This window comes from Streptomyces sp. NPDC093221 (genome assembly GCF_044753885.1).
In the GTDB taxonomy this organism is placed as follows: domain Bacteria; phylum Actinomycetota; class Actinomycetes; order Streptomycetales; family Streptomycetaceae; genus Actinacidiphila.
The window spans coordinates 298,866-323,790 of sequence record NZ_JBIVOA010000008.1; the positions used below are offsets into that span (position 1 = coordinate 298,866).

22 protein-coding genes are annotated in these 24,925 nt (G+C 72.3%); 10 read left to right on the forward strand and 12 right to left on the reverse strand.

Annotated elements, in window-relative coordinates; all coding sequences use genetic code 11:
* Positions 1–179: 179 nt before the first annotated feature.
* Together ACIQCJ_RS27745 and ACIQCJ_RS27750 are read right to left on the reverse strand one after the other, a co-directional pair.
* Entirely contained in the window at positions 180–1,421 is a 1,242-nt protein-coding gene (locus ACIQCJ_RS27745) for a PP2C family protein-serine/threonine phosphatase (RefSeq protein WP_402712885.1), read from the reverse strand.
* Between the two features lie 206 nt (positions 1,422–1,627).
* On the reverse strand, positions 1,628–2,137 hold the full coding sequence (locus tag ACIQCJ_RS27750) for a MarR family winged helix-turn-helix transcriptional regulator (RefSeq protein ID WP_355339742.1): 510 nt from the start codon (positions 2,135–2,137) through the stop codon (positions 1,628–1,630).
* A 376-nt stretch (positions 2,138–2,513) separates the two neighbouring features.
* Here ACIQCJ_RS27750 and ACIQCJ_RS27755 point away from each other — a divergent pair, with 376 nt between their 5' ends.
* Complete coding sequence (locus ACIQCJ_RS27755) at positions 2,514–3,407, forward strand: phosphatase PAP2 family protein (protein ID WP_401718494.1); 894 nt, start codon at positions 2,514–2,516, stop codon at positions 3,405–3,407.
* 164 nt (positions 3,408–3,571) lie between these two features.
* Here ACIQCJ_RS27755 and ACIQCJ_RS27760 read toward each other — a convergent pair whose 3' ends face one another.
* On the reverse strand, positions 3,572–5,074 hold the full coding sequence (locus tag ACIQCJ_RS27760) for a DEAD/DEAH box helicase (RefSeq protein ID WP_391041817.1): 1,503 nt from the start codon (positions 5,072–5,074) through the stop codon (positions 3,572–3,574).
* A gap of 267 nt (positions 5,075–5,341) precedes the next feature.
* Entirely contained in the window at positions 5,342–5,545 is a 204-nt protein-coding gene (locus tag ACIQCJ_RS27765; protein WP_161307368.1) for a cold-shock protein, read from the reverse strand.
* A 415-nt stretch (positions 5,546–5,960) separates the two neighbouring features.
* On the opposite strand from ACIQCJ_RS27765, the gene ACIQCJ_RS27770 reads away from it, so the two are divergent.
* The 3 genes from ACIQCJ_RS27770 (at position 5,961) to ACIQCJ_RS27780 (ending at position 11,695) form a co-directional block, all read left to right on the forward strand.
* The gene (locus ACIQCJ_RS27770; protein ID WP_402712886.1) at positions 5,961–6,641 is read left to right on the forward strand and encodes a hypothetical protein; all 681 of its coding nucleotides are present in this window, start codon (positions 5,961–5,963) and stop codon (positions 6,639–6,641) included.
* Between the two features lie 657 nt (positions 6,642–7,298).
* The gene (locus tag ACIQCJ_RS27775; protein ID WP_402712887.1) at positions 7,299–9,380 is read left to right on the forward strand and encodes a glycosyl hydrolase family 28-related protein; all 2,082 of its coding nucleotides are present in this window, start codon (positions 7,299–7,301) and stop codon (positions 9,378–9,380) included.
* 335 nt (positions 9,381–9,715) lie between these two features.
* Positions 9,716–11,695, forward strand: a complete 1,980-nt coding sequence (locus ACIQCJ_RS27780) for an APC family permease (protein WP_402712888.1) — start codon at positions 9,716–9,718, stop codon at positions 11,693–11,695.
* A 51-nt stretch (positions 11,696–11,746) separates the two neighbouring features.
* Here the strand turns inward: ACIQCJ_RS27780 and ACIQCJ_RS27785 are convergent, their stop codons facing one another.
* Complete coding sequence (locus tag ACIQCJ_RS27785) at positions 11,747–12,625, reverse strand: helix-turn-helix transcriptional regulator (protein ID WP_401717646.1); 879 nt, start codon at positions 12,623–12,625, stop codon at positions 11,747–11,749.
* 174 nt (positions 12,626–12,799) lie between these two features.
* On the opposite strand from ACIQCJ_RS27785, the gene ACIQCJ_RS27790 reads away from it, so the two are divergent.
* On the forward strand, positions 12,800–13,780 hold the full coding sequence (locus ACIQCJ_RS27790; RefSeq protein ID WP_402712889.1) for an aldo/keto reductase: 981 nt from the start codon (positions 12,800–12,802) through the stop codon (positions 13,778–13,780).
* A gap of 12 nt (positions 13,781–13,792) precedes the next feature.
* Here ACIQCJ_RS27790 and rpmG read toward each other — a convergent pair whose 3' ends face one another.
* Together rpmG and ACIQCJ_RS27800 are read right to left on the reverse strand one after the other, a co-directional pair.
* Positions 13,793–13,957, reverse strand: coding sequence for a 50S ribosomal protein L33 (gene rpmG, locus ACIQCJ_RS27795; RefSeq protein ID WP_355339719.1), 165 nt, complete (start codon positions 13,955–13,957; stop codon positions 13,793–13,795).
* A 103-nt stretch (positions 13,958–14,060) separates the two neighbouring features.
* A complete protein-coding gene (locus ACIQCJ_RS27800) occupies positions 14,061–15,542 on the reverse strand; it encodes an alpha/beta fold hydrolase (RefSeq protein WP_402712890.1) in 1,482 nt (493 codons plus the stop codon).
* 83 nt (positions 15,543–15,625) lie between these two features.
* On the opposite strand from ACIQCJ_RS27800, the gene ACIQCJ_RS27805 reads away from it, so the two are divergent.
* Entirely contained in the window at positions 15,626–16,624 is a 999-nt protein-coding gene (locus ACIQCJ_RS27805; protein ID WP_402712891.1) for a MerR family transcriptional regulator, read from the forward strand.
* 209 nt (positions 16,625–16,833) lie between these two features.
* Entirely contained in the window at positions 16,834–17,025 is a 192-nt protein-coding gene (locus tag ACIQCJ_RS27810) for an antitoxin (RefSeq protein WP_402712892.1), read from the forward strand.
* 137 nt (positions 17,026–17,162) lie between these two features.
* On the opposite strand, the gene ACIQCJ_RS27815 is transcribed toward ACIQCJ_RS27810, so the two are convergent.
* The 3 genes from ACIQCJ_RS27815 to ACIQCJ_RS27825 all read right to left on the reverse strand — a co-directional run bounded on the left by ACIQCJ_RS27815 (position 17,163) and on the right by ACIQCJ_RS27825 (position 19,579).
* The gene (locus ACIQCJ_RS27815) at positions 17,163–17,612 is read right to left on the reverse strand and encodes a type II toxin-antitoxin system PemK/MazF family toxin (protein ID WP_355339707.1); all 450 of its coding nucleotides are present in this window, start codon (positions 17,610–17,612) and stop codon (positions 17,163–17,165) included.
* Between the two features lie 131 nt (positions 17,613–17,743).
* Positions 17,744–18,727, reverse strand: a complete 984-nt coding sequence (locus ACIQCJ_RS27820) for an aldo/keto reductase (RefSeq protein WP_402712893.1) — start codon at positions 18,725–18,727, stop codon at positions 17,744–17,746.
* Positions 18,728–18,736: 9 nt separating this feature from the next.
* On the reverse strand, positions 18,737–19,579 hold the full coding sequence (locus ACIQCJ_RS27825; RefSeq protein ID WP_402712894.1) for a hypothetical protein: 843 nt from the start codon (positions 19,577–19,579) through the stop codon (positions 18,737–18,739).
* Between the two features lie 165 nt (positions 19,580–19,744).
* On the opposite strand from ACIQCJ_RS27825, the gene ACIQCJ_RS27830 reads away from it, so the two are divergent.
* The 3 genes from ACIQCJ_RS27830 to ACIQCJ_RS27840 all read left to right on the forward strand — a co-directional run bounded on the left by ACIQCJ_RS27830 (position 19,745) and on the right by ACIQCJ_RS27840 (position 22,220).
* Complete coding sequence (locus ACIQCJ_RS27830) at positions 19,745–20,098, forward strand: hypothetical protein (protein ID WP_355339698.1); 354 nt, start codon at positions 19,745–19,747, stop codon at positions 20,096–20,098.
* Positions 20,099–20,290: 192 nt separating this feature from the next.
* A complete protein-coding gene (locus ACIQCJ_RS27835; RefSeq protein WP_355339695.1) occupies positions 20,291–21,163 on the forward strand; it encodes a slipin family protein in 873 nt (290 codons plus the stop codon).
* 49 nt (positions 21,164–21,212) lie between these two features.
* Entirely contained in the window at positions 21,213–22,220 is a 1,008-nt protein-coding gene (locus tag ACIQCJ_RS27840) for an aldo/keto reductase (RefSeq protein WP_391158607.1), read from the forward strand.
* 307 nt (positions 22,221–22,527) lie between these two features.
* On the opposite strand, the gene ACIQCJ_RS27845 is transcribed toward ACIQCJ_RS27840, so the two are convergent.
* Entirely contained in the window at positions 22,528–24,129 is a 1,602-nt protein-coding gene (locus tag ACIQCJ_RS27845) for a sensor histidine kinase (RefSeq protein ID WP_402712895.1), read from the reverse strand.
* Between the two features lie 4 nt (positions 24,130–24,133).
* Positions 24,134–24,871: a response regulator transcription factor gene (locus tag ACIQCJ_RS27850; protein WP_402712896.1), complete on the reverse strand. Its 738-nt coding sequence runs from the start codon at positions 24,869–24,871 to the stop codon at positions 24,134–24,136.
* Positions 24,872–24,925: the final 54 nt, after the last annotated feature.

Genomic DNA, 24,925 nt, shown 5'->3' on the forward strand with positions numbered 1-24,925 from the left:
CACACGGGCCACGCGTTTCGCACGGGTCACGCGTACCGCGCGTACCGCGCCTCGGCCCAACCGCCTTAACTTCAGCCACTTTTTCCCCAACACCCCCGGAAGCTAAGGCCGGTTGTGGACCGCCCGAGGGCGGGACCGCCACAGTTCTGTAACAGCGGCGGGGCCCGGGGGCCACCGGGTCAGGAGGGCAGGCGGCGCGCGCGGGGGTGGAGGCGGGCGGCGAGCACGGCGACGTCGTCCTCGGCGCGGGTGGCGTCCAGCCGGGTGAGGACTTCGTCCAGGACGGCCTGGATCGCGGCGCCCGGCGGGAGCCGCAGATCGGCGAGGCGGGCCAGGGAGACGTCGATGTCCTCCTTGCGCCGCTCGACCAGGCCGTCGGTGAACATCACCAGCGTCTGGTCGGGGGTGATGTCACGGGTGGTCAGCTCGTAGCCGCCGACGCCCGTGCCCAGCGGCGGCCCCACGGGCAGGTGCAGCAGGCTGCCCGCGCCGTCCGCCGAGAACAGCACCGGCGGCAGGTGCCCCGCGCTGACCAGTGCCACGCTGCCCCGCGCCGGGTCGACCCGGACCAGCAGACATGTCGCCGGGCGGCGGGTGCCGTCCTCGGCCACGGCCGCGTCGAGCTGGCGCAGCACGCGGTGCGGCGGCAGATCCGCCGAGGCCACGTACCGCAGCATCGAGCGGTACGCGTTCATGTCCACGGCCGCGTCCAGGCCGTGGCCCATCACGTCACCGATCACCAGCAGCGTCCGGCCGAAGCTGAGCCGTACCGTCTCGAACCAGTCGCCGCCCACCAGGCTCCCGCCGCCCGCCGGGAGATAGCGGGTCGCGATGTCCAGGTTCGGGTGCGGGCGCCGGGGCTCGGCCAGCAGCGCCCGCTGGAGATTCAGCGCCGTGCTGTGCGCCGCCGTGTGCTGCCGCGCGTGGCTCAGGTGCACGGCCGCCAGGCGCGCCGCGTAGTGCACGGCCGCCGTCTCCTCCGCCGTGAACCCCCGCCGGCCCGCCCGTACCGCCAACAGCGCGCCGTACAGCCGTCCGTGCGCCAGCAGCGGCATCGACACCGCCGTACGCGGCAGACTCCCGTCCGCGTCCGCCGTCGCCGTGATCGGATGCCCCTCGTCCAGCGCCCGCACCGACAGCGACCGCGCGCTCAGCGGCGTCCTCGGCTCCAGCAGCTCCGACCTGCCCGCCGCCGCCGTCCGCGTCAGCGCCGGCTCCTCCGGCCGCCGGTCCGCCGGTACGTCCTCGGGCAGCAGGTCCACGGCCGCCGCGTCGCTCACCCGGCGGCACAGGAAGCCGACCAGCTCCGCGCAGGTCGTCTGCTCCTCCAGGGTGCTTCCGATGGCCTCGACCGCCTCCTCCGCCACCCCGAACCGGCCCCCGTCCGTGCCCTCCGCCTCCCCCTCGACCGGTCCGCTCACCACTCCACGCCGCCTCTCCCACCGTTCGCCCTGGCGGGCACCCCCTGATCCTTCCAGGGCCCCCGCCGCTGCCCCCGTTCCCACGTGCCCGTCCCCCGGTCTTTTCCGGGCCGGGCCCCCTGTGTGTCGGCTCCAGGCGGGTGGGTGAGCCCGGCGGCCCTCAGAAGCGCCCGCCCGCGCACGGTGAACGGACCGGGCCCGGGGCCCTACAGGGGCGAGCCGTCCCGGGCGGGGGCGGGGCCGTCGAGGAATTCGGCGAGCCGGAAGAGGGCGGGAAGGGCCGCGCGCACCGCCCGAAGGTCAGCATCGGGCAAAGCTTCAAGCGCGGCGTCCATCCGCCGCTCGTGCGCCAGCGTCCACGCGGCGAGCCGCTCCCGCCCGGCAGCGGTGAGCGTGACGACCGAGGCGCGCCGGTCGGCGGGATCGGTCTGCCGGGCGACGAGCCCGGCGGCGATCATGGGCCCGATGAGCCCGCTGACGGTGCTGGCGGCGAGCCGTCGCCGGACGGCCAGATCACCGATGCGGGCGGGCGAGTGCTCGCCCAGGACCTGCAACAATTCCACCTGGGCCATGGGCAGCGCCTCCCACGGGTCGTCCCCGCCGACGGACACCCGAAGGGCACGGCGGAGCCGGGTGACGGCCTCGGTGAGCAGCCGGGCGTCGGCGGACTTGCTGAGCGGTCGCGGCGGGGAAACCGCGGGGTGGTGCGGGGACATGCCCTTGAGCGTAGGCCCTGGCATGTCACGGACCACCTGTCCGCGGCCTCTCAGGAGCGGGACGGGACCCCGTCGCGGCGGGCGGTGACTCGTCACTTCGGCGCCACCCGGACGACGGAAACTTCGGTGTCCGATGTAATCTCGTCCGAGTCCGCCGGCCACGGCCGGACCGTACGGCGAGAGTGAAAACCTTCATGCTGCTGGCGTATCCCCCGAGTCCCGCACAAGGTGCCCGGCACCCGGGACGGGTCCTGCCCGCAGCCGCGTCGGAGGGCGGCCGATGACGTCCCCGACGCGCAACGCGCCGCGTACGGACGGCGCGCGGACGGACGGACCCCGTGCGGACGGACCCCGTGGCGACGAGCCCCGCACCGGCATGCTCCGCAAGGACGCGGCCCCGGAGCCCGAGGCCGCGCCCGAGTCCGGGTCCGCGCCCGCCGAGGCCCCCAGGAGCAGATTCCGCCGCCTCGGGCCGCTCCTGCCCGCCCGGCTGCGCCGCCTCGGCCGCCCGCACCTGCTGGTCGAACTGGTCTTCAGCGTGGTGCTGTACAAGACGTACTCGCTGACCCGCCGCGCCGCGCCCGAGCACCACGAGGCCGCGCTGCACCGCGCCACGGACATCCTCAACGCCGAGCGCAAGCTGCACGTGAACATCGAGCTGACGATCAACCACGCGATCGACAAGATCGACTGGCTGATCGTCGGCATGAACTACTACTACGCGACGCTGCACTTCATCGTGACCCTCGGCGTCCTGATCTGGCTCTACGCCCGCCACCCCGCCAGCTACCGCAGCGCGCGCACCGCGCTGTACGCGGCGACCTTCGTGGCCCTGATCGGCTTCACCTTCTTCGCGCTGGCGCCGCCGCGCCTGATGGAGGGCCAGGGCTTCATCGACACGGTGGTCACGCACCACACCTGGGGCTCGTGGGACAACGACGACGTGTCGTCGCTGTCGAACCAGTACGCGGCGATGCCGTCCGTCCACATCGTGTGGTCGGCCTGGAGCGGTCTGACGGTCGCGGCGCTGGCCCGCAGAACGTGGGTCAGGGTCCTGGGCTTCCTGTACCCCTTCTTCACCTTCACCGTCATCCTCGCCACCGGCAACCACTTCCTCGCCGACGCCGTGGCGGGCGCCCTCACCCTGGCCCTGGGCTTCCTCATCCAGCGCCTGCTGCTCGGCCGCCCCGCCTACCTCTACCCGGCCCCCGACCCGCTCCCGCCGGGCCCCCTGGGTCCGGTGGGCGCCCGCACGGGCACCAGGCAGTAGTCCGCGCGCCGCCGACGAACGCGCGCGCACCGCGGGCCGCGAGGACGAACGCGGCCAGGACGCACGAGGGCCCGAGCCGTGTCGAACGGCTCGGGCCCTCGTCGTACGTGTGGTGCCAGTCGTGCTGGTGGCGCCGGTCGTGCTGGTCGCGCGCCCCTGAGGGGTTACGCCGCGCCGCGCATCGGGGACGAGCGGCGGCGGGACTGCGACGTCGGACGGCCGCGGCGGGCGCGGGAGGACGGCGCGCCGGAGCGCTGCGGGCGGTCGGCGACCGGGTTGGTGATGGTGACCGGGATGCCGGACGGCGCCTGGGCGCCGGTGATCCGGGTCAGCTCGGCCTCGCCCGACCGCACCTGGGCCACCTGCGGCGCGATCCCCGCGTTGGCCATCAGACGGGTCATCTCACGGCGCTGGCTGGGCACCACGAGCGTGACGACCCGGCCGGACTCGCCCGCCCGCGCGGTACGCCCGCCGCGGTGCAGATAGTCCTTGTGGTCGCTCGGCGGGTCGACGTTCACGACGAGGTCGAGGTTGTCGACGTGGATGCCGCGGGCCGCCACGTTCGTGGCGACCAGCACCGTCACGTGCCCGGTCTTGAACTGCGCGAGGGTACGGGTGCGCTGCGGCTGCGACTTGCCGCCGTGCAACGCCGCCGCCCGTACACCGCTCTTGAGCAGGTGCTGGGTGAGCTTGTCGACGGCGTGCTTGGTGTCGAGGAACATCAGCACCCGGCCGTCGCGCGCCGCGATCTCGGTGACGGTCGCGTACTTGTCGGCGTCGTGGACGTGCAGCACGTGGTGCTCCATCGCGGTGACCGTGCCCGCCGACGGGTCGACGGAGTGGACCACCGGGTCGGAGAGGTAGCGCCGCACGAGCTGGTCGATGTTGCGGTCGAGCGTGGCGGAGAACAGCATCCGCTGGCCGCCGGGCCGCACCTGGTCGAGCAGCTCGGTGACCTGCGGCATGAAGCCCATGTCGGCCATCTGGTCGGCCTCGTCCAGCACGGTGATCGCGACCCGGTCCAGCCGGCACTCGCCGCGGTCGATGAGGTCCTTGAGCCGTCCGGGCGTCGCCACGACGATCTCCGCGCCGCCGCGCAGCGCGCTGGCCTGGCGGCCGATGGACATGCCGCCCACGACGGTGGCCAGCCGCAGCCGCAGCGTGCGGGCGTACGGGGTCAGGGCGTCGGTGACCTGCTGGGCGAGTTCCCTGGTCGGGACCAGGACCAGCGCGAGCGGCTGCCGGGACTCGGCGCGCTGCCCCGCGGTACGGGCCAGCATCGCCAGGCCGAAGGCGAGCGTCTTGCCGGAGCCGGTGCGCCCGCGGCCCAACACGTCACGTCCCGCGAGGGTGTTGGGCAGCGTGGCGGCCTGGATCGGGAACGGTACGGTGACGCCCTGTACGGTCAGCGCGTTCAACACGGCGTCGGGCAGGTCGAGTTCGGCGAAGGACTCGACGGCGGGCAGCGGCGGGGTGACCGTCACCGGCAGGGCGAACTCGCCCTGCGGCGCGGAGGGCCGCCGTCCGTAGCCGCCGGAGCGGGAGCCGCCGCCGCTACGGGACTGGCCGCCGGAGCGGCCGGAGCCCGAGCCGGAGCCGCCCGTACGGGAGGAACCACCCGTTCGGGTGCGGCTGAAACGGTCGTTCGTGCGAGATGTGCGGTTCAAAGGAACCCTTCCTCGATGCGACACGTATCGAGGATTTCCCGGCGGCCGTGAGGCGGCGGGGACAATCGCAAGAACGAGCCGGATAAAAAGCGAAACGAAGCCGGTCGGGACATTTCCTCCCGTGGCTTCGACATTTCCGCGCCATGAAAAAGCCGTGGAAAACGGCGGAACGCGGTGGAAATCCGTACAACGCAACAAGCCGGGACCCGCACCCCAAGGCGCGGGCCCCAGCTATATCGCTGAACGTGTCAGGCGTATTCAGACGCGTCAGGCGGGAACGATGTTCTCGGCCTGCGGGCCCTTCTGGCCCTGGGTGACGTCGAAGGTCACCTTCTGGCCTTCCTGGAGCTCACGGAAGCCCTGGGCGGCGATGTTCGAGTAGTGGGCGAAGACGTCGGCGCCGCCGCCGTCCTGCTCGATGAAGCCGAAGCCCTTTTCAGCGTTGAACCACTTCACGGTACCGGAAGCCATATTAATCTCCTTCAGGGGCAGTACATCGAAGCCCGCGGATTACGGACCCCGTGTCGCCGCAATGATTGCCCCGTTCAGGAAAGAACAGCGGAAATACAAAAGTGCACCTATCGGCACGTATGCCGATGAAGGAGCACTTGTAAGTCTTTGGGAACCACAACTGCAACTGAAAACAACGGTACCACGGAACCAGATTTTCGCCGGGTAAAACGCGTCACACCCCGCCCCGGCGCGCCCCACGGGTGTCGTCCAGGTGCCGACGGGGGTGTCGTCGAGGTGTCGTCGGGGTGTCGTCGGCCCCTCGCCCGGGCGCGGGGGCGGCCGGGCGCGCGCGCATCACGATCGCGCCCGTATCCCGGCCCCAGGGGCCGTTACGGCTGTCGCGGGCACAGGTTCATCGGCCATACTTCGCGCCGTGGAGCAGAAAACAGGTCCGAACACCCCGCCGATACCGCCCGCCGGAGTCGACCCGGCGTACATACCCGGCCTGACGCCCCCCGCGCGGTCCGCCGCCGAGGTGCCCGCGCCCGTGGTGGACGACGACGCCCCGGAGGACGCGCCCCCGGCCGCGCCCGAGGCCGAGCCGGAACCGGCGGCCGAGGCCGTGCCCGAAGCCGCCGTCGAGGCCGTGGCCGAGGACACGGGCGCGGCGGACGACGAGGACGCGACGGAGGAGGACACCGGCCCGGTGTTCTCGGTCTCCGACCGCCGCGGCTCGATCACCGCCGACCGCACCGGCATCACCTTCAAACTGGACGGCGAGACCGCCGACTTCGGCTGGGACGAGATCGGCGCCGTCGAGATCGACACCCCGCGCTTCGGCCGCCGCTTCTCCGTCACCGTCTACACCTCGACCCGGCGCTGGTTCGACACCGACGTCGAGGCGCCCTCCAAGCCGCTGCTCAAGACCTGGGCGGCCGAGCTGGACGCGGTGCTGGACACGTACTTCGAGGACGACAAGCCGGACGCGGCCGACGCCACGGACGACGTGGAAGAGGTCGAGGAGGCCGAAGAGGCCGAAACGACCGACACGGCCGACGCCACGGAGAAGGCCGACGGGAAGAAGGCCAAGGCCACCGAGGACGCCGAGGCGTAGCCGTACCGTCGTGGACGGCGCCGGTTCCCACCCTCCGGCGCCGGTTCCCACCCTCCGGCGCGGGGCACCGCATACCGCCGACGTACCCGGCCCCGTACGCCACCGCGGGCGACGCGTTGAGCGAGGTGCCGACGGAGACGCGCCACCGGCAGGGCCCTGGTCGCGGCGGGTGTCGACCGTCGCCAGGCGCAGCCGTCCGGCGTCGTCCGTGAGGCCGTGGCCGGTGAAGCAGAGCAGGACGAGGGCTTCCGCGTCGTGCCCCGGCGCGGTCAACTGCCGCAGCCCCGCGTCCTCGTGCTCGTGCTCGTGCTCGTGCTCGTACGGAGCGATCAGCGGAGCAAGTCGCCGCCCCACGCCTCGTCGCCTCCCCCGGGTACCGCTTTTCGTGCCTGCGCGCCCGCGCGTCCGCGCGGCGCCGAAGTCCCCCCGATTCTGCCCCTGTTCGCACCCCCGCCGGGGCCGCTTCCCGGCAATCGCTCCGGCGCGGAGGCGGGGACGCCTGCAACAGGAGTTGCAGGTGATTGCAAGAAGTCAACCAACGGGCGTAGTTCGACAGCAGGGTTACGAAATCATTTCGCATGAGCCTTGTGGAACCGGACGCGCGCGCCCTAATGTCACCTCACCCTCTCGGCAGGTCTCGACAGAAACGAGCTTTCGATGTCACGGAGCAGCACAGGCGCTGTGGTGGAGTGGTCGGGCAGACCGCGGCGAAGAGCCGCGGTCGTGGTCGCGACGGCGACCGCGGTAGCCGTCGGGTTCAGCATCATGGCCGGTGGTACGACCGCCCTGGCGGGTACGGGATCGGGCGGAACAGGCGGCGGTACGGCCCCGGTGGTGACGCGGGCCGCGCTCGACCCCTCGCTCGTCGCCGGCCGCGGCGCGAACGTCGGCTTCGCGGAGCAGGAGGCGGAGAACGCCGCGACGAACGGCACGGTCATCGGCCCCGGCCGGGACGCGTACACGCTGCCCGCCGAGGCGTCGGGCCGCAAGGCGGTGTCGCTGAAGCCGGGCCAGTACGTCGAGTTCACCCTTCCGAGTGCCGCCAACGCGATCAACGTGCGGTACAGCATCCCGGACGCGCCGACCGGCGGCGGCATCACCTCGCCGCTCGACGTGACGGTGAACGGCAAGGACCGCAAGGCCCTGACGCTCACCTCGCAGTACGCGTGGCTCTACAACCTGTACCCGTTCTCGAACGACCCGGGCGCCGACGTCCTGCACCCCGACTACTGGGTGACCGAGTGCGCCTGCGTGCCCCGGGACACCACGCCCGCACCGGTGTTCGCCAAGCCGTTCCGCCCCAACCACTTCTACGACGAGCAGCGGCTGTCGCTGGGGAAGACGTACCGCGCGGGCGACAAGGTGCGGCTCCAGGTCCCGGCGGGCGCCACCGCCGCGACCACCACGATCGACCTGCTGGACTCGCAGCTCGTCGCGCCGCCGAAGATCGACCTGATCGCGGCCAACGTCCTCGCCTTCGGCGCCGATCCGACCGGCCGCCGCGACTCGGCGAACGCCATCGACAAGGCCATCGCCTTCGCGAAGCTCACGCACCTGAAGGTGTACATCCCGCCGGGCACGTACCAGGTGAACCGGCACATCGTCGTCGACAACGTGACGATCGAGGGCGCGGGTAGCTGGTACACGATCATCAAGGGCCGCCAGGTCGACCTCGCCACCCCGGTGCCCGACGGAAGCGTCCACACCGGTGTCGGCTTCTACGGCAAGGACGCGTCGAAGGGCGGGAGTTCGAACGTCCACCTGTCCGGCTTCGCGATCCAGGGCGACGTCCGGGAGCGCATCGACACCGACCAGGTCAACGGCATCGGCGGCTCGCTGAGCAACTCGACCATCGACGGCCTGTACATCCAGCACACCAAGGTCGGCATGTGGTTCGACGGGCCGATGAGCAATCTGAGGATCACCAACAACGTGATCGTCGACCAGATCGCCGACGGCATCAACTTCCACACCGGCGTGACGAATTCGACGGTCTCCAACAACTTCCTGCGCAACACCGGTGACGACGCGCTCGCGCTGTGGTCGGAGAAGACCGAGGACGCGCGCAACACCATCGACCACAACACCGTGCAGACGCCGGTGCTCGCCAACGGCATCGCGCTCTACGGCGGCACGGACAACACCGTCTCCAACAACCTGATCGCCGACCCGATCCGCGAGGGCAGCGCCATCCAGGTCGGCTCCCGCTTCGGCTCCGAGGCGTTCACCGGCCACCTGTGGATCACGGACAACACCACGGTCAGGGCGGGCACGTACGAACTGAACTGGAACATCGGGCTCGGCGCGATCTGGTTCTACGCGCTGGAGAAGAACATCGACGCGGACATCCGGGTGACCGGGGACAACTTCCTCGACAACACGTACAACGCGATCATGCTCGTCGCCGACTGGCCGGTGAAGGACCTGTACTCGGTCACCAACGTCCACTTCAAGGACATCAAGGTCGACGGCACCGGTACCTCGGTGGTCAGCGGCCGGGTGGCGGGCTCCGCGTCCTTCGAGAACGTGGTCGCGCGCAATGTCGGCGCCGTCGGTGTCAACAACTGCGGTTCCTTCAACTTCACGCCCGCGGGCTCGGAGTTCTCCCTGACCGACCTCGGCGGCAACACCGGCGGCGGTACGACCGGGCCGTGGTTCGCGTCGTGGGAGCTGCCGAACACGATCACCTGCGACGACCGCCCGCCGGTCGTGGCACCGCCGGCTCCGTCGGCGTGGTGACGGCTGCCCTTTGAGGAGCGCGCGGTGAGAAGCGCGCCGTGAGAAGCGCGCGCTGAGCGACACCTCGTGACAAGCGCCTCGCGCGAAGTCCATACGGAGATCCGTACAGGTTTCGCGCGGGGCCGCTAAGAAAGCGTTAAGACTCGCGGGCCGCGGTGGCCGGCGCGCCGGGACAGACCCCGGCAAAGCCCCCACCGTCCCGATGAAATGCCTGGTCGGCCGCCCGGAACACCCCGGGCGGCCGATCATGTGTCAGCGGGGCAGGGGTGCGTACGCTGGCCGGGCCGTCATCCGCGATGGCCCGACCGATCCGCCGCACCCCAGGAGCCCTCCGGATGACCACGACCGTCCCGCCCGAGCGGTCCTCGACGCCCCCGCGCAGCCGCTTCAGGGCCTGGCTGCTCGAAGGTCTCTCCGACATGGGCAAGCACCAGTCGGGCGGCGGCGGGGCGGCGGAGCGGGAAGCCGCGCCCGCCCACAAGGGCCAACGCTGGTGGCGGGTGATGTGCCTGACCGGCGTGGACTACTTCTCCACCCTCGGCTACCAGCCCGGCATCGCGGCGCTCGCGGCCGGGCTGCTGTCGCCGATCGCGACGGTCGTGCTGGTCCTGGTCACGCTGGCGGGCGCGCTGCCCGTCTACCGGCGGGTCGCCGAGGAGAGCCCGCACGGCGCGGGCTCCATCGCGATGCTGGAGCGGCTGCTGTCGTTCTGGAAGGGCAAGCTCTTCGTCCTGACACTGCTGGGCTTCGCCGCCACCGACTTCCTGATCACCATCACCCTTTCGGCCGCCGACGCCTCCACCCACCTGGTGGAGAATCCGCACTTCGCCACGGCGCTGCACAGCCACCAGATGGTGATCACGCTGGTCCTGGTCGCGCTGTTGGGCGCGGTGTTCCTCAAGGGCTTCCTGGAGGCCATCGGGATCGCCGTCGTCCTGGTCGGGCTCTATCTGGCGCTCAACGTGGTGGTCGTCATCGCCGGCTTCTGGCACGTCGCGACCGCCGGGCACGTCGTCACCGACTGGTCGCACGCGCTGACCGCCGAGCGGGGCAACGTCTTCGTCATGATCGGCGTGTCCCTGCTGATCTTCCCCAAGCTCGCGCTCGGCATGTCCGGCTTCGAGACCGGCGTCGCCGTCATGCCGAACGTCGCGGGCGACCCCGGTGACACCGAGGAGCGGCCGGTCGGCCGGATCCGCGACACCAAGAAGCTGCTCACGACGGCCGCGCTGATCATGAGCGTCTTCCTGATCTGCACCAGTTTCATCACCACCGTGCTGATCCCGAAGAAGGAGTTCGAGACCGGCGGCAAGGCCAACGGCCGCGCGCTGGCGTATCTCGCCCACGAGTACCTGGGGTCGGTCTTCGGCACGGTCTACGACTTCTCCACCATCGCCATCCTCTGGTTCGCGGGCGCCTCCGCGATGGCGGGCCTGCTCAACCTGATGCCGCGCTACCTTCCGCGGTACGGCATGGCCCCGCACTGGGCGCGCGCGGTGCGGCCGATGGTGCTGGTCTTCACGCTCGTCGCCTTCCTCGTCACCTGGATCTTCGACGCCAGCGTCGACAAGCAGGGCGGCGCGTACGCGACCGGCGTCCTCGTCCTGATGAGCTCGGCCGCGCTGGCCGTCACGATCGCCGCCCGCAAGGCCGGGCAGCGGCGCTGGACGGTCGTCTTCGCCGTGATCTCGGTGGTCTTCCTCTACACGACGGTCGTCAACGTCGTGGAGCGGCCCGACGGCGTCAAGATCGGCGCCTGCTTCATCGCCGGGATCATCCTCGTCTCGCTGCTGTCCCGGCTCGCCCGCGCCTTCGAACTACGCGTCACCAGCGTGGAGTTGGACGACATGGCCACGCGGTTCGTCCGCGACATCGCCAGCCGCCGCAATCGCTTCATCGCCAACGAGCCGGGGCTGCGCGACGCGGCCGAGTACCGCGACAAGGTGCACCAGATCCGCGCCGACAACGACATCCCGCCCGAGGACGACCTCGTCTTCGTCGAGGTCACCGTCCTCGACGCCTCCGAGTTCGAGTCCGCCCTGCGCGTCACAGGCCATGTCCTGCACGGCCGTTACCGCGTGCTGTCCCTGGAGAGCTCGTCCGTCCCCAACGCGCTGGCCGCCCTCCTCCTCCACGTCCGCGACACCACCGGCACCAAGCCGCACATCTACTTCGAGTGGACCGAGGGCAGCCCCTTCACCAACTTCCTCCGCTTCTTCCTCTTCGGCCACGGCGAGGTCGCCCCGGTCACCCGCGAGGTCCTGCGCGAAGCCGAGCCCGACCGCTCCCGCCGCCCCCGCGTCCACGTGGGTTAGTCCGCGCGGGCAGACCGCGCGGGTTTGTCAGCGTGCGTCAGCCCGCGTGCCTCAGACCGCGTGATCGGCGGCCTCGCGGTCGTTGGTCGCGGCCCAACTGGCCAGCAGATCAAGGGCGTCACGCGCGGGCGTGCCGGGTTCCGCGCTGTAGGCCATGATGGTCAGCCCGGTGTCGGCGGGCAGCTCCAAGGCGTCGTAGGCGAGGGTGAGTTCGCCGACGACGGGGTGGTTGAGGCGTTTGACTCCGCCGCGGTGCAGGTGGACGTCGTGGGTGGCCCAGCGGGTGCGGAACAGGTCGCTCCGGGTGGCGAGTTCTCCGACCAGGTCGCTCAGGGCCCTGTCGTGGGGGTCGCGCCCGGCTTCGGCGCGCAGGATCGCGACGGTGCCCGCCGCCATCCGCTCCCAGTCGCGGTAGAAGTCGGTGGCCGCGGGGTCCAGGAACATGAAGCGGGCCACGTTGGGCGGTCGCCCCGGGGTCGCGAGGACCGGGCCGAGGAGCGCCCTGCCGAGTCGGTTCGTGGCCAGGATGTCCAGGCGGCGGTCGCGTACGTAGGCCGGGGTCGTCGTGGACATGGAGTCCAGGATGCGCTGGATGCTGGGGCGCACATGAGGCTTCGGGGCGCGGGCGGCGGGTGTCCGCGCTCCGGAACCGGCGGCGCGGGCCAGGTCGAACAGGTGGGCACGTTCGGCCTCGTCGAGGCGGAGGGCGCGCGCGAGGGCTTCCAGGACGCCGTCGGAGACGCCGCGGGCGTTGCCGCGCTCCAGCTTGATGTAGTAGTCGGCGCTGACGCCCGCCAGCAGCGCGACCTCCTCGCGGCGCAGCCCGGTCACCCGGCGGAATCCGCCGCCGACCGGCAGGCCGGCTTGTTCCGGGGTGATCCCGGCGCGGCGCGAGGTGAGGAAGTCGCGGAATTCGGTGCGGGCGTCCATGCGTCCAACCGTACGGCCGTTTTCGCCTGCCTGACAGGCTCCGTCAGTACCTGTAACAGCAGGAATCCCCTGGTGAGAGGCCATGGGCAGCGATTCATGCCACGGTGGGAAGGGAAGGCGATCCGCCGTCCCGGAGCAGGCGAGCGGCTCCGCGTCACCGAGGAGGAACAGGCCATGGAGTACACGCGACTGGGAACGTCAGGGCTCAGGGTCAGCCGGATCGCCCTGGGCTGTATGAGCTTCGGCGACCCCGCCACCAGACTGACCTGGTCCCTCGACGACGACGCGGCCGAGCCGGTCTTCCGCCGGGCCGTCGAGCTCGGCATCACCTTCTGGGACACCGCGAACATCTACGGCCTGGGCACCTCGGAGGAGATCGTCGGGCGGGCGCTGCGCAAGTACACCCGGCGTGACGACATCGTCCTGGCCACCAAGCTGTGGGCGCCGATGCACCAGGGCCCGGGCGGTTCCGGTCTGTCCCGCAGGGCCGTCATGGAGCAGATCGACGCCTCGCTGCGGCGCCTGGACACCGACTACGTCGACCTGTACCAGATCCACCGGTTCGACCCCCAGACGCCGGTCGAGGAGACGATGGAGGCGCTGCACGACGTGGTCAAGGCGGGCAAGGTCCGCTACATCGGCGCCTCGTCGATGTGGGCCTGGCAGTTCGCCACAATGCAGCACACCGCGCAGTTCCACGGCTGGACCCGGTTCGTGTCCATGCAGGACCAGTACAGCCTGCTCCACCGCGAGGAGGAGCGCGAGATGTTCGGCCTGCTCGCCCACCAGGGCGTGGGAAGCATCCCCTGGAGTCCCCTGTCCGGCGGGCTGGTCACCCGGCCCTGGGGCGAGCGCTCCACGCCGCGCGCGGCCGTCAACCGGACCGTCGACCCGCAGGACCGCCCGATCTTCCTCGACGCCGACCGGGCCATCGTCGACGCCGTCCAGGAGGTCGCCCGGAACCGAGGCGTCCCCATGGCCCAGGTCGCGATGGCCTGGGTGCTGAAGAACCCGGTCGTCTCCGCCCCCATCGTCGGCGCGACCAAGCCCCACCACCTCGCCGACGCCGCCGCCGCGCTCGACCTCACGCTCACCCGGGAGGAGGTCGACTCCCTCGAGGCCCCCTACACCCCTCGCGAGCCGACCTTCTTCTGACCCCGTCAGGGCCTAGCGCTCCTCGCGGAACTCCACGTGCCGGCCCGCCGCCGGGTCGTACTTGCGCAGCACCATGCGGTCGGGGTCGTTGCGACGGTTCTTGCGGGTGACGTAGGTGAATCCGGTACCGGCGGTGGACCGGAGCTTGATCACGGGACGTACTTCGTTGCGTGCCATGACGTCCACTATACGAAAACGGTTGTCGTTGTCAATAGACCGGCCGTCCCGGCGACCGCCACTGCGATGCCCCGCGTCCGGCGTCCGGGATTCCGAGCCGCGCTCACGCCGTGAGGTGGCCGAGGACGGCGGAGACGGCGGCGCGCAGGGGCGGGGTGGAGACGCGGGCGGGGTCGCGGGATTCGAAGGCGTGGTGGGCCTCGGGGGCCTCGACGACCTCCAGGGGCGCGCCGGAGGAGGCGGCCGAGGCGATGAACCGGTCGACCGTGGCGGCGATTTCGGGGACCTCGAGGGCCACGCGGGTGAGGACGGTGGGGAGGGCGGCGGGGGCGGGGTGGAAGCGGGTGGCGGACAGGCCCCAGTTGGGGAGGGGGGCGAGGACGGGGTAGGTCAGGGCGACGCAGCGCAGCCACGGCGGCGGGGCCGCGAGCCAGTCGGCGCAGAGCAGGCCGCCCGCCGAGAAGAACCAGAGGGCGACACGGTCGGGGTCCACGCGGGGGTCGGCCCGGACGAGGGCGACGGCCTCGGCCACGTCGTGGGCCGCGCGGTCGAAGTCGGTGAGGTCGTGGAAGCGGTGGTCGACGGTGGCGGCCACCACGCCCTGGGAGGCCAGGAGTTGGGCGTAGCCCAGGAAGGCCGGCCAGTCGCGCGGCGTCGGGCGGACGTCCGGCGATACGGGGCCGCCGTGGACGAACACGACGGCGGGGGACGGGTGTTCGGCACGGGGGAGGTGGAGGTCGACGCGGCCGTGCCGCTCGCGGGGGAGTTCGGGGACGGGGAGGGGGAACGGCCGTTGCTGGGGGGCCTGTTCACCCCTGGGCGCGAGCCGCCGCCCCTCCCCCGCGACCGCCCGCAGCAGGACGTCCGCCAGCCCGCGCGGAGCGGACAGCATCGGCCAGTGCCCGGTGCCGAGGTCGAAGAAGGTCACCCGCGGTTCGGTGAGCACGGCGAGCCGGGGGTCGCCGAGCCCGACCAGCGTCTCGACCAGCGCGATGCTCGAACCGTTCGCCGTACAGAAGACGCCCGTCACCGGCAGCGCCGCGACCGCGCCCGTCAGGCGGAGCGGCCGGGTGAGGGTGGCGCGGGGTTGCGGTACGGCGCGGTCGGTCAGCCGGGCCAGCGCGTCCGCCGGGACCTCGGCCGTACTGCCGTGCCGTGCCCACTCCTCCGGGCCGGACGGCGGCGGGACCGGCCCGTCACCGTCCTGCGCGCGGTCCCGCAGCTCCTGGTCGCGGTAGAGCGCGAGCGGCGGATCGCCGTCCTGCGGGATACCGGTGTCCAGATGGACGACGCGGGCGGTACGCGCCGGGCGGCGGTCGGCGGCCCCGACCACCGGGTGGATGCCGTAGTCGTGCCCGACGAGCACCACCGGCCCCTCGGCGGCGGCCACCGCGTCGATCACCTCCAGCACGTCCCGGATGTGCGTCTCCAGATCGGTGTCGGGCCCGGCCGGACGGCCGCCGTCGCCCATGCCGGTGAGCGTCACCGGATACGCCCGCGCGCCCGCTTCCCGCAGCGCCCGCGCGGTCTCCTGCCAGATCCAGCCGCCGGTGTGAGCGCCTGCCACCAGTACGTACGCCGTCATGAGATCTCCTCGGTCACCCTGCGGAACGGCCGCTTTCCCGGCCGCGGGTACCGTAGGAACTCCCCCTGAGGGAGGTTCAAGCCGTGCCGCCTGACCGTTTGTGGACCATCGGGGAACTCGCCGAGCGCGCGGGCGTCACCGTCAAGACCGTCCGTTACTACTCCGACCGCGGCCTGCTCCCCGAGGCGCGCCGCAGCAGCGGGGGCCACCGCAGGTACGGCCCCGCCGCGCTCGACCGGCTCCGCACGATCCGCTCGCTGCGCGGCATCGGCCTCGCGGTCCCCGACGTCCACCGGGTCCTCGACGAGGACGACCGCGCGAGCGCGGCCGGGGCCGACGCGGCGGCCGACGTGCTCGACGGCCTGATCGCCGGGCAACTGCGCGAGGTCGGCGCGGGCCTGGCCGCCCTGCGCTGGCGCGAGGCCGCGCTCCAGGCGCTCCAGGACTGCGGCCCCGGGGAGCGCGCCGAGCGGCTGCTGCTGGTCGGCGCGCTGCCGAGCCCGCCCAGCACCGCCGCCATGGCCCGCTTCTGGCGGCGCTGGCTGCCGCCGCGGATGCCCGCCCGGCTGGTCTCGGCCATCCTCGACGGGACGATTCCGCAGCTCCCCGAGGCGCCGACCCCGGCGCAGGCCCTGGCCTTCGCGCGCCTGCACGCGCTGGTGTCGGGGAGCTGCGACGGTGCGGGAAAGATCTCCGGAAAAGCCTCCGGCACGAGCCGCGGCGACGGCCGCGACCCCACTCAGCCCGCCGCGCACCGGCCCGAGGAGGGCTACCGCCCGGCCGTCCTGTACGACGGCCTCATCGAGGCGTACGGGCTCGCCGCCCCGCACCTGCGGGCCGGGCGGCGACCGCAGGAGGGCGAGGCGCTGGACTGCTTCGTCGCCGCGTACGCCCGCTCGCGCGGCGCCCGCGACACCCCGGCCTTCCGCCGCCGCCTCGGCGGGGTGCTCGGCGCGGACCCCCGGATCGACCGCTACTGGCAGCTCGCCGGGGAGCTGTTCGGCCCGGCGGAGCCGACCCCGGGCAGCACGCACGACTGGCTGCTGGCCGCGCTGGACGGCGCGACCGCCGAGGCCGCCTGAGCCGTACGCCGGTACGTCGGTAAGCCAATGCGCCAATACGCCGGTACGCGGATACGTTCACCGGACCGTACGCCGCGGAAACGCTCCGGAAGGCGTCCCCGGAGAACGTACGAACTCGTCCGGACCTGTCCGGAATGCGAAAACCTTCGGGGGCCCCGATGCTGGGAGGGCAACGGGGAGAGCAAGGCGTTCCCCCAAGGAGGGCAGCCATGTCCATGCTCGACAAGCTCAAGGGCCTGCTGAAGGGTCACGAGGACCAGGCGCACCAAGGCGTCGAAAAGGCCGGTGACATGGTCGACAAGAAGACCGGCGACAAGTACAGCGGCCAGGTCGACCAGGTCCAGGACGAGCTGAACGACCAGCTCGGCGGCGGCACCCGTCCGTCGAACGAGCAGCCGTAACCGTACGACGCGGCCGGCATTCGTACGGCGTACGCGTCGACGTACGGGCAGCCGCGTCCACCGCCGCGGAGGTGGACGCGGCTGCCCGACGCGTCAGCCCGACGCGTCAGCCCGACGCGTCATGCGCGACCGGGGGCTCACGCCCAGCCGTACAACTCCTTGAGCCGGTTCACGACGAGGTTGAACCTGCCCCGGTCCAGGGCGCACGCCTCGCGCCGCATGCCCTGGTCGTGCAGACGCAGGACGCGGTCGACGGCGACCCAGGACTCGCGGCCCTCACGGTCCCAGGGCCCGGTGCCGATCGGCACCCACTCGTGGTCGTTGTCGTGGCGCTTGCTGGAGAGCTGGACGGCGAGCACCGTGCCGCCCGCCTCGCGCGCCACGACCAGCACCGGCCGGTCCTTGCCGCGCCCGTCGTTCTCCTCGAACGGCACCCAGGTCCAGACGATTTCCCCGGGGTCGGGGTCACCGTCGTGATCCGGCGCGTACGACGTCCGCACCCGGCCCACCTCGCGCGGCTCCGCCTCGGTGGTGGCGTACGGCCCGCTGGCGCCGGGGAATTCAGCATTGGCAGCATTCGCAGTCATCCGCAAGACGGTAGGCCCTGCGGGCGGCGGCCCGGCGAGCGGGTCGGAACCCGTCGGTCACGAACCGCCCGGCGGCGCACCCACGGCTCAGCCGCGCCTCAGCCGCGCCTCAGCCGTGCCTCAGCCGTGCCTCACCAACGGCCGTGCACCTGCGCCCTGATGCGGCGGTCGTACAGCTCGCGCACCGCGTCCAGCGTGGCGTCGGTCAGCGGCGGCAGCGCGGCAGCGGCGGCGTTGGCCCGCGCCTGGGCGACATCGCGCGCGCCGGGAATGACGCTGCTGACGCCCGGCTGCTGGATGATCCAGCGCAGCGCCGTCTGCGCGGGCGTGGCGCCCTCGGGCGCGAGCGCGGCGAATTCGGCGGCGGCGTCGAGGCCGGTCTCGAAGTCCACCCCGGAGAAGGTCTCACCCTGGTCGAACGCCTCGCCGTGCCGGTTGTACGTACGGTGGTCGTCGGCGGCGAAGACGGTGTCGCGGGTGTACTTGCCGGTGAGCAGCCCCGAGGCCAGCGGCACCCGCGCGACGATGCCGACGCCCGCCTCGGCCGCCGCGGGCAGCACCGCCTCAAGCGGCTTGAGGCGGAAGGGGTTCAGGATGATCTGCACGCTCGCGACGCCGGGCCGCGCGATGGCGGTCAGCGCCTGCTCGCACGTCTCGACGCTCACCGCGTACGCCGCGACGCGCCCCCGCGCCACCAGCGTGTCCAGGGCGTCGTACATCTCGTCCGAGGAGTAGACGGCCGTGGGCGGGCAGTGGAGCTGCACCAGGTCGAGGGTGTCGACGCCGAGGTTCGCGCGCGAACGGTCGTTCCAGGCGAGGAAGTTGGCCAGTACGTAGTTCTCGGGCACCTGCTCGGCCCTGCGGCCCATCTTGGTGGCCACGAACACCCCGGCGTCCGGGCGCTCCTTGAGATACCGCCCGATGAACTGCTCGCTGCGGCCGTCCCCGTACACGTCGGCCGTGTCGAAGAAGGTCACGCCCGAGGCGACGGCCGCGTCGAGCACGGCGAAGGCGTCCTCTTCGCGCACCTCGCCCCAGTCGGCACCCAACTGCCATGTCCCGAGCCCGACGACGGACACCTTCCGGCCCGTCCTGCCAAGAATCCGCTGCTCCATGCGGCGATGCTACGTCGCCGGTGTCCGGTCGGCGCTCGTGGCGTCCGCCGGTCGCCCGGCCGGTCGCCCCGTCGGTCGCCCGGTCGGTCGCCCGGTCCGGCGCTCCGCGCTCCTGCGGCGGCACGCGAGGAAGAACCCGAGCCCCGCCAGGAGCGCGGGGGCGATCATCTCGGCCGTCAGCGAGGCCAGCCAGTCGGGGTTGATCCGGTCGGTCATGCCGCTGGTGTACTGGCAGGTGGCCTGCGGCGGAAAGAAGCTGTACGTCACGGTGCGCGGCGGGCCGCTGCCCCAGTCGGCGCCCGCCGAGCACGCGGAGGACGGCCCGGCCAGCAGTTTCCAGCCCGCCAGCGCGTAGATCATCAGGAAGAAGGAGCCGGTGACGAAGAACGCCGCCCCCGTACGGCGGACCTTCTCGTCCCGCGACATCGGCACGACCAGCTCGCTGGCGAAGGCTCCGCGAAGCGGCGGCTCGAAGCACTCGGCGAGCAGCGCGAGGAACACGCACGCGGTCATGAACAGCAAGGCGGCCCAGAGCAGTCCGGTGAGCACCGCGCCGCCGCCGACGGAGGTCACGTCGCCGTCGCGGAACTCGCAGACGGTGGCGGGCGGAAACGCCTGGTTCCGGGTGCGCACCAGCGGGCCGGGGCCCTTCGTCATCCCCTGCGCGCACCGCTCGTCGAACTCCATCATGCCGAACAGCGCGACCGCGAGGCCCAGTGCGAGCACCGCGAAGGCCGCGCCCGCGCCCAGCCACAGCAGGCCCGTCCGATAGCCGCCGTACGCGCCGTATCCGCCCTGCCCGGCGGGGCCGCCCCGCGCGCTCCGCCCGCCGTCCATCCGCGCGTAAGACATTCGCGCACAGTAACCGACGGCCGCCGCCGGTGACCCGGCCTTGGGAAAACCCACGCAGGGGCCCGGCGCGGTCACGGGGAGTGAGCCGTTTGCGGGGCGGGGGGACGGGCGTACGCTCGTCCGGGGAGAGGGATAAAAGGGACTAAAGGGAGCGAGGTGGTGGCCATGACGATCATGGGGTCGCGTCACCGTGGGACCACGGACCCTGAGGATTGGGAGGCCAGTCACCGCAGGGCCCTGGTGCTGAGCGAGGTGGCGGCGGAGGGGATGGTGGGGCTGTCGCGAGTGCTACGCAGGGCGGCGGCGGGCGACGAGGACGCGGCGGGCATCCGGGTGGAGGCGCTGCTGCGGGCGCTGCCGGGCATGGGGATGTTCGACAGCCATTACCTGCTGGTGCGGGCGCACATCCGCGAGTCGGGGCTCGCGGGGGAGCTGAGCCCGGGGCAGCGCGTGGCGCTGGTGGAATTCGTCGAGCGGGCGCGGCACCTGCACGACCCGGTACCGCCGTGGGCGGCCTGACCACCCGGCTCACGTCCTGGCCCCCAGAAGTTCGAGTCGGCCGACAGTCGGCCGAGGAGTCGGCCCGCGACCGGTGACAGCCCCCGGAAGCGGCTGCCGGAGTAGGCTGAAAGTGCAGGTGAGCGCGCCGCACAGGCACGTGCCTGTGCGGCGCGCGCCTGTCTTCGGCCACGCCAGAAGGTCGTGAGATCGATGGTTGCTCTGATCACTGTGCTGGTGGTGGTCGTCCTGATCGGACTGATCCTGCTCGCCATGAGCCTGCACGATGTGCAGCAGTACGAGCGGGGCGTCGTCTTCCGCTTCGGACGTCTGCTGCCGAACCTGCGGCAGCCGGGCCTGCGGACGATCCGCCCGATCGTCGACCGGATGCGCAAGGTCTCCATCCAGACCGAGGTGCTCGGCGTCCCGGCGCAGGGCGCCATCACCGGCGACAACGTGACCGTGACCGTCGACGCCGTCGTCTACTTCCGGGTCCTGGACCCGGTCAAGGCCCTGGTCAACGTGCACGACTACCCCAGCGCCGTCTCCCAGATCGCGCAGACCTCGCTCCGGTCGGTCATCGGCCGCGCCGACCTCGACACGCTGCTGTCGGACCGCGACCACGTCAACGCCGAGCTGAAGACGGTGATGGACGAGCCGACCGAGGAGCCCTGGGGCCTGCGGATCGAGCGCGTGGAGATCAAGGACATCGCGCTGCCGGAGTCGATGATGCGGTCGATGTCCAAGCAGGCGGAGGCCGAACGTGAACGGCGGGCCCGTGTCATCGCGGCCGAGGGCGAATTCCAGGCGTCGCAGCGCCTGACCGACGCCGCCGCCACGATGGCCAACACCCCGGGCGCCCTCCAACTGCGGCTGCTGCAAACCGTGGTGGACGTCTCCGCCGAGAAGAACAGCACCCTCGTGATGCCGTTCCCGGTCGAGATCCTGCGCTTCTTCGACCGCGTGGCCGGGGACACGGCCACCGACGGCGCGGGCCACGCGGAACCGGACACCGGCCCCGACGCCCGTACGGGCCCGGTCGACGAGAACGTCCCGCCGGACCGGCCGAGGCTCGTCCATCACTGAGACCCGCCCCTTGCGATAGAGCGCACTCCAAGGTGTTGGCTGTGGAGCCATGAAGTACACCCAGCTCGGCCGCACCGGCCTCAAAGTCAGCCGCCTCGTCCTCGGCACCATGAACTTCGGCGGGCAGACCGACGAGCCCGGCAGCCACGCGATCATGGACACCGCGCTGGACGCGGGCATCAACTTCTTCGACACGGCGAACATCTACGGCGTGGACGAGCGCAAGGGCCGCACCGAGGAGATCCTCGGAAGCTGGTTCGCCCAGGGCGGCGACCGGCGCGACAAGGTGGTGCTGGCCACCAAGCTGTACGGGAACATGACGCAGGGCAACCCCTGGCAGGAGGAGCCCTGGCCGAACCACCAGCGGCTGAGCGCCCTCAACATCCGCCGCGAGGTGGAGGCCAGCCTGAAGCGGCTGGGCACCGACCACATCGACGTCTACCAGTTCCACCACATCGACCGGGCCACGCCCTGGGACGAGATCTGGCAGGCGATCGACGTCCTGATCCAGCAGGGCAAGGTGCTCTACGCCGCCTCCAGCAACTTCGCCGGCTGGCACATCGCGCAGGCCAACGAGGCGGCGGCGCGGCGCGGTTCGCTCGGGCTCGTCAGCGAGCAGTGCCTGTACAACCTCTTCGAGCGCACCGCCGAGATGGACGTCCTCCCGGCCGCCGAGGCGTACGGGCTCGGTGTCGTGCCCTGGTCGCCGCTGCACCAGGGGCTGTTGGGCGGCGCCATCCGCAAGTCCCGTGAGGGGGGCGGCTCCCGCACCCACGCCGGGCGCTCGGCGCGGGGCCTGGCCGATTCGGTGGTCCGCGACCAGGTTCAGCGCTACGAGGATCTGCTCGCCGAGCACGAGCTCGACCCCGGGGAGGTGGCCCTCGCCTGGCTCCTCACCCGGCCGGCCGTGACCGGGCCCATCATCGGGCCCCGCACCCCCGCCCACCTCGACGGCGCCCTCCGCGCCCTTGATCTCCACCTCTCCGTGGACCTCCTCGCCGCCCTCGACGCCATCTTCCCGGGCCCCGGCCCTTCCCCCGAAGCCTTCGCCTGGTAGCCCCGGCCGCCGCCGCCCGGGCGGCTCAGCCACGTGCCTTCAGGGGCGCACCGTCTTTCGCCCGGGCGGCGAGCCGATCCTTTAAGGGGCGCGGGACTGTTCCTGATCTGCGGCTGCCGCCGCGTGGGCGCGCTCAGCCACGTGCCTTTAGGGGCGCACCGTCTTTCGCCCGGGCGGCGAGCCGATCTTTTAAGGGGCGCGGGGAACTGCGCCACCAGCCACGACGCTGCCGCAGGTCACCACCCGCCCCGACGGGGCAGACCGGCTGTCCCCGGACCACCGGGCCGGTGGGGGCTGGCCGCGCAGGTCACCGCCCGCCCCGGAGGGGCAGTTCGGTGGTGTCCGGGCCACCGGCCGGTGGGGGCGGGGAAGCGGAGGGGAGGCGGAGGCGGAAGAGGGCGCCTTGGCCGGGAGCCGTGTCGAGCTCGATGTACCCACCGTGAGCGGCAGCGAACGCGGCACAGATGGAGAGCCCGAGACCGGCGCCGCCCCCGGCGCCCCGGCTGCGGGAGGCGTCCACGCGGTAGAAGCGTTCGAAGACCCGCGCGGCCTGGTCGGGCCCGAGCCCGGGCCCGGCGTCGGCGACTTCGAGGACCCCGTGTCCGCCGACGGTGCCGACGCCGATCCGGACGGGCGTGCCGGGAGGCGTATGGGCGACGGCGTTGCCGACGAGATTGGCGACGACCTGCCGCAGCCGGGCCTCGTCACCGAGCACGGGTGCGGGACCGGGACCGGAGCCGGGGCCGGAACCGGACCCGCCCGGCCCGGTGAGGGAGACCGGCCGGGACGGATCGAGGGCGGTCGTGTCGTGCAGGGCGTCCACGGCCAGGGTGCGCAGGTCCATCGGGGCGAGCTGCACGGGCCGCTGCTCGTCCATCCGCACCAGCGTCAGCAGATCCTCGACCAGGCCGCCGAGCCGTACGGCCTCGCTCTCGATCCGCGTCATCGTCCGCTTCACGTCGGCCTCGTCGGGCAGCGCGCCCATCCGGTACAGCTCCGCGAAGCCCCGGATACCGGCCAGCGGGGTGCGCAGTTCGTGGCTGGCGTCGGCGACGAACCGGCGCATCTGCTTCTCGGACTCCGCGCGCGCCGCGAAGGCCGACTCGATCTGCGCGAGCATCCCGTTGAGCGCGGCGGACAGCCGCCCGGCCTCGGTGCGCGGGGACGCGGCGGGCATACGGTGCGACAGCGGGCGCCCGGCGGCTATCTCGGCGGCGGTGGCCTCGATCTGCCGCAGCGGCCGCAGCCCGGCCCGTACCGCGAACCAGCCCGCCACCCCGAGCAGCGCCGCGACCACCGCGCCGATCAGCAGGAACGCGGTGCGCAGGTGGGAGGCCGTGGAGGACACCTCGTCCAGGGACGCGGCGACCACGACGCCCGCGGGCAGGTCGGCGGAGGGGGCGGCCGTGCCCGCGGCGACCGGTTCGATCAGCACCCGCCACCGCCCGCCGCCGTGGTCGCTGGCGACGTCGAACGGCTTGCCCAGCCGCTCGCGCAGCGACCCCGCGTCCATCGTCGGCCACAGCGGGCGCGGGTCCCCGGCCGAGACCGGCAGCCGGAACTGGTCGGAGACCCGCCCGTCCGCCGCGGCGAAGGCCACCACGAACTGGCTGGGCAGCCACGGCCGCGGCGCGCCGGGCCCCGGCCGTACGTAGCGCGGCGCGGGCACCCCGTCGGTGCCGAGCCGCCGCGCGAGCGGTTCGCCGTACCGCTGGAGCTGCTGGTCGACGCGCCGCACCTGCTGGCCGCGGACCGTGCCGAGGACGACGGTGTCGCTGACGGCGAGGCCGAGCAGGACGAGGACGAGGCAGAGCAGCACCAGCCGAGAGCGCAGCGAGAGCGCGGAGAGCCGCAACGAGCGGAGGGACCTGAGGAAGCTGAGGGAGCTGAGGGACCGCACGGTGCGCACGGCGTCAGCCCTGCGGTCGGCGCAGCACGTACCCGACGCCGCGCACCGTATGGATCAGCTTGACCGTGCCGTCGGCGCCGGAGTCGACCTTGCGGCGCACGTACGAGATGTACGACTCGACGATGCTGAGGTCGCCGCCGAAGTCGTACGCCCACACGTGGTCGAGGATCTGGAGCTTGGACACGACGCGGTCGGCGTTGGCCATGAGGTAGGCGAGCAGCTTGAACTCGGTGGGTGAGAGGGAGACCGGGCGGCCGGCGCGCAGCACCTGGTGGCCGACCGGGTCCAGCTCCAGGTCGCCCGCGACCAGCCGCCCCTCGTCGGTGGGACCGCCGGTGCGGCGCAGGATCGCGCGGATGCGGGCGATCAGCTCCTCCAGGCTGAACGGCTTGGTGACGTAGTCGTCGCCGCCCGCCGTCAGGCCGCTGATCTTGTCGTCCACGCCGTCCTTGGCGGTCAGGAACAGCACGGGGAGCCGGTCGGCGGCGCCGCTGCCGGGGCGCGCGTGCGGCCCCGACTCCTCGCGCAGGTGCCGGACGACCGCGAAACCGGTCATGTCGGGCAGCATCACGTCGAGGACGACCAGGTCGGGGCGCTCACGGGCGACGGCGGCCAGCGCGTCGGCGCCCGAGGCGGCGGAGACCACCTTGAAGCCGACGAAGCGCAGGGACGCGGAGAGCAGTTCCCTGATGTTGGGCTCGTCGTCGACGACCAGCAGGCTGGCCTCGGGCGTCGTCTCCATGGAGTCCTCCTGGCCCCCGTCGTACGGTGCGGTTTCGCACCGTACGCTCCCGTC

Excerpts from the sequence above, each read along its gene's own strand:
- ACIQCJ_RS27815 (WP_355339707.1), bottom strand. The coding sequence starts at position 17,612 with ATGACTGCGAATGCTGCCAATGCTGAATTCCCCGGCGCCAGCGGGCCG.
- ACIQCJ_RS27785 (WP_401717646.1), bottom strand. The coding sequence starts at position 12,625 with ATGGACGCCCGCACCGAATTCCGCGACTTCCTCACCTCGCGCCGCGCC.
- ACIQCJ_RS27850 (WP_402712896.1), bottom strand. The coding sequence starts at position 24,871 with ATGGAGACGACGCCCGAGGCCAGCCTGCTGGTCGTCGACGACGAGCCC.
- ACIQCJ_RS27835 (WP_355339695.1), top strand. The coding sequence starts at position 20,291 with ATGGTTGCTCTGATCACTGTGCTGGTGGTGGTCGTCCTGATCGGACTG.
- ACIQCJ_RS27790 (WP_402712889.1), top strand. The coding sequence starts at position 12,800 with ATGGAGTACACGCGACTGGGAACGTCAGGGCTCAGGGTCAGCCGGATC.
- ACIQCJ_RS27765 (WP_161307368.1), bottom strand. The coding sequence starts at position 5,545 with ATGGCTTCCGGTACCGTGAAGTGGTTCAACGCTGAAAAGGGCTTCGGC.
- ACIQCJ_RS27800 (WP_402712890.1), bottom strand. The coding sequence starts at position 15,542 with ATGACGGCGTACGTACTGGTGGCAGGCGCTCACACCGGCGGCTGGATC.
- ACIQCJ_RS27775 (WP_402712887.1), top strand. The coding sequence starts at position 7,299 with ATGTCACGGAGCAGCACAGGCGCTGTGGTGGAGTGGTCGGGCAGACCG.
- ACIQCJ_RS27755 (WP_401718494.1), top strand. The coding sequence starts at position 2,514 with ATGCTCCGCAAGGACGCGGCCCCGGAGCCCGAGGCCGCGCCCGAGTCC.
- ACIQCJ_RS27810 (WP_402712892.1), top strand. The coding sequence starts at position 16,834 with ATGTCCATGCTCGACAAGCTCAAGGGCCTGCTGAAGGGTCACGAGGAC.
- ACIQCJ_RS27830 (WP_355339698.1), top strand. The coding sequence starts at position 19,745 with ATGACGATCATGGGGTCGCGTCACCGTGGGACCACGGACCCTGAGGAT.
- ACIQCJ_RS27820 (WP_402712893.1), bottom strand. The coding sequence starts at position 18,727 with ATGGAGCAGCGGATTCTTGGCAGGACGGGCCGGAAGGTGTCCGTCGTC.
- ACIQCJ_RS27780 (WP_402712888.1), top strand. The coding sequence starts at position 9,716 with ATGACCACGACCGTCCCGCCCGAGCGGTCCTCGACGCCCCCGCGCAGC.
- ACIQCJ_RS27750 (WP_355339742.1), bottom strand. The coding sequence starts at position 2,137 with ATGTCCCCGCACCACCCCGCGGTTTCCCCGCCGCGACCGCTCAGCAAG.
- ACIQCJ_RS27825 (WP_402712894.1), bottom strand. The coding sequence starts at position 19,579 with ATGTCTTACGCGCGGATGGACGGCGGGCGGAGCGCGCGGGGCGGCCCC.
- rpmG (WP_355339719.1), bottom strand. The coding sequence starts at position 13,957 with ATGGCACGCAACGAAGTACGTCCCGTGATCAAGCTCCGGTCCACCGCC.
- ACIQCJ_RS27840 (WP_391158607.1), top strand. The coding sequence starts at position 21,213 with ATGAAGTACACCCAGCTCGGCCGCACCGGCCTCAAAGTCAGCCGCCTC.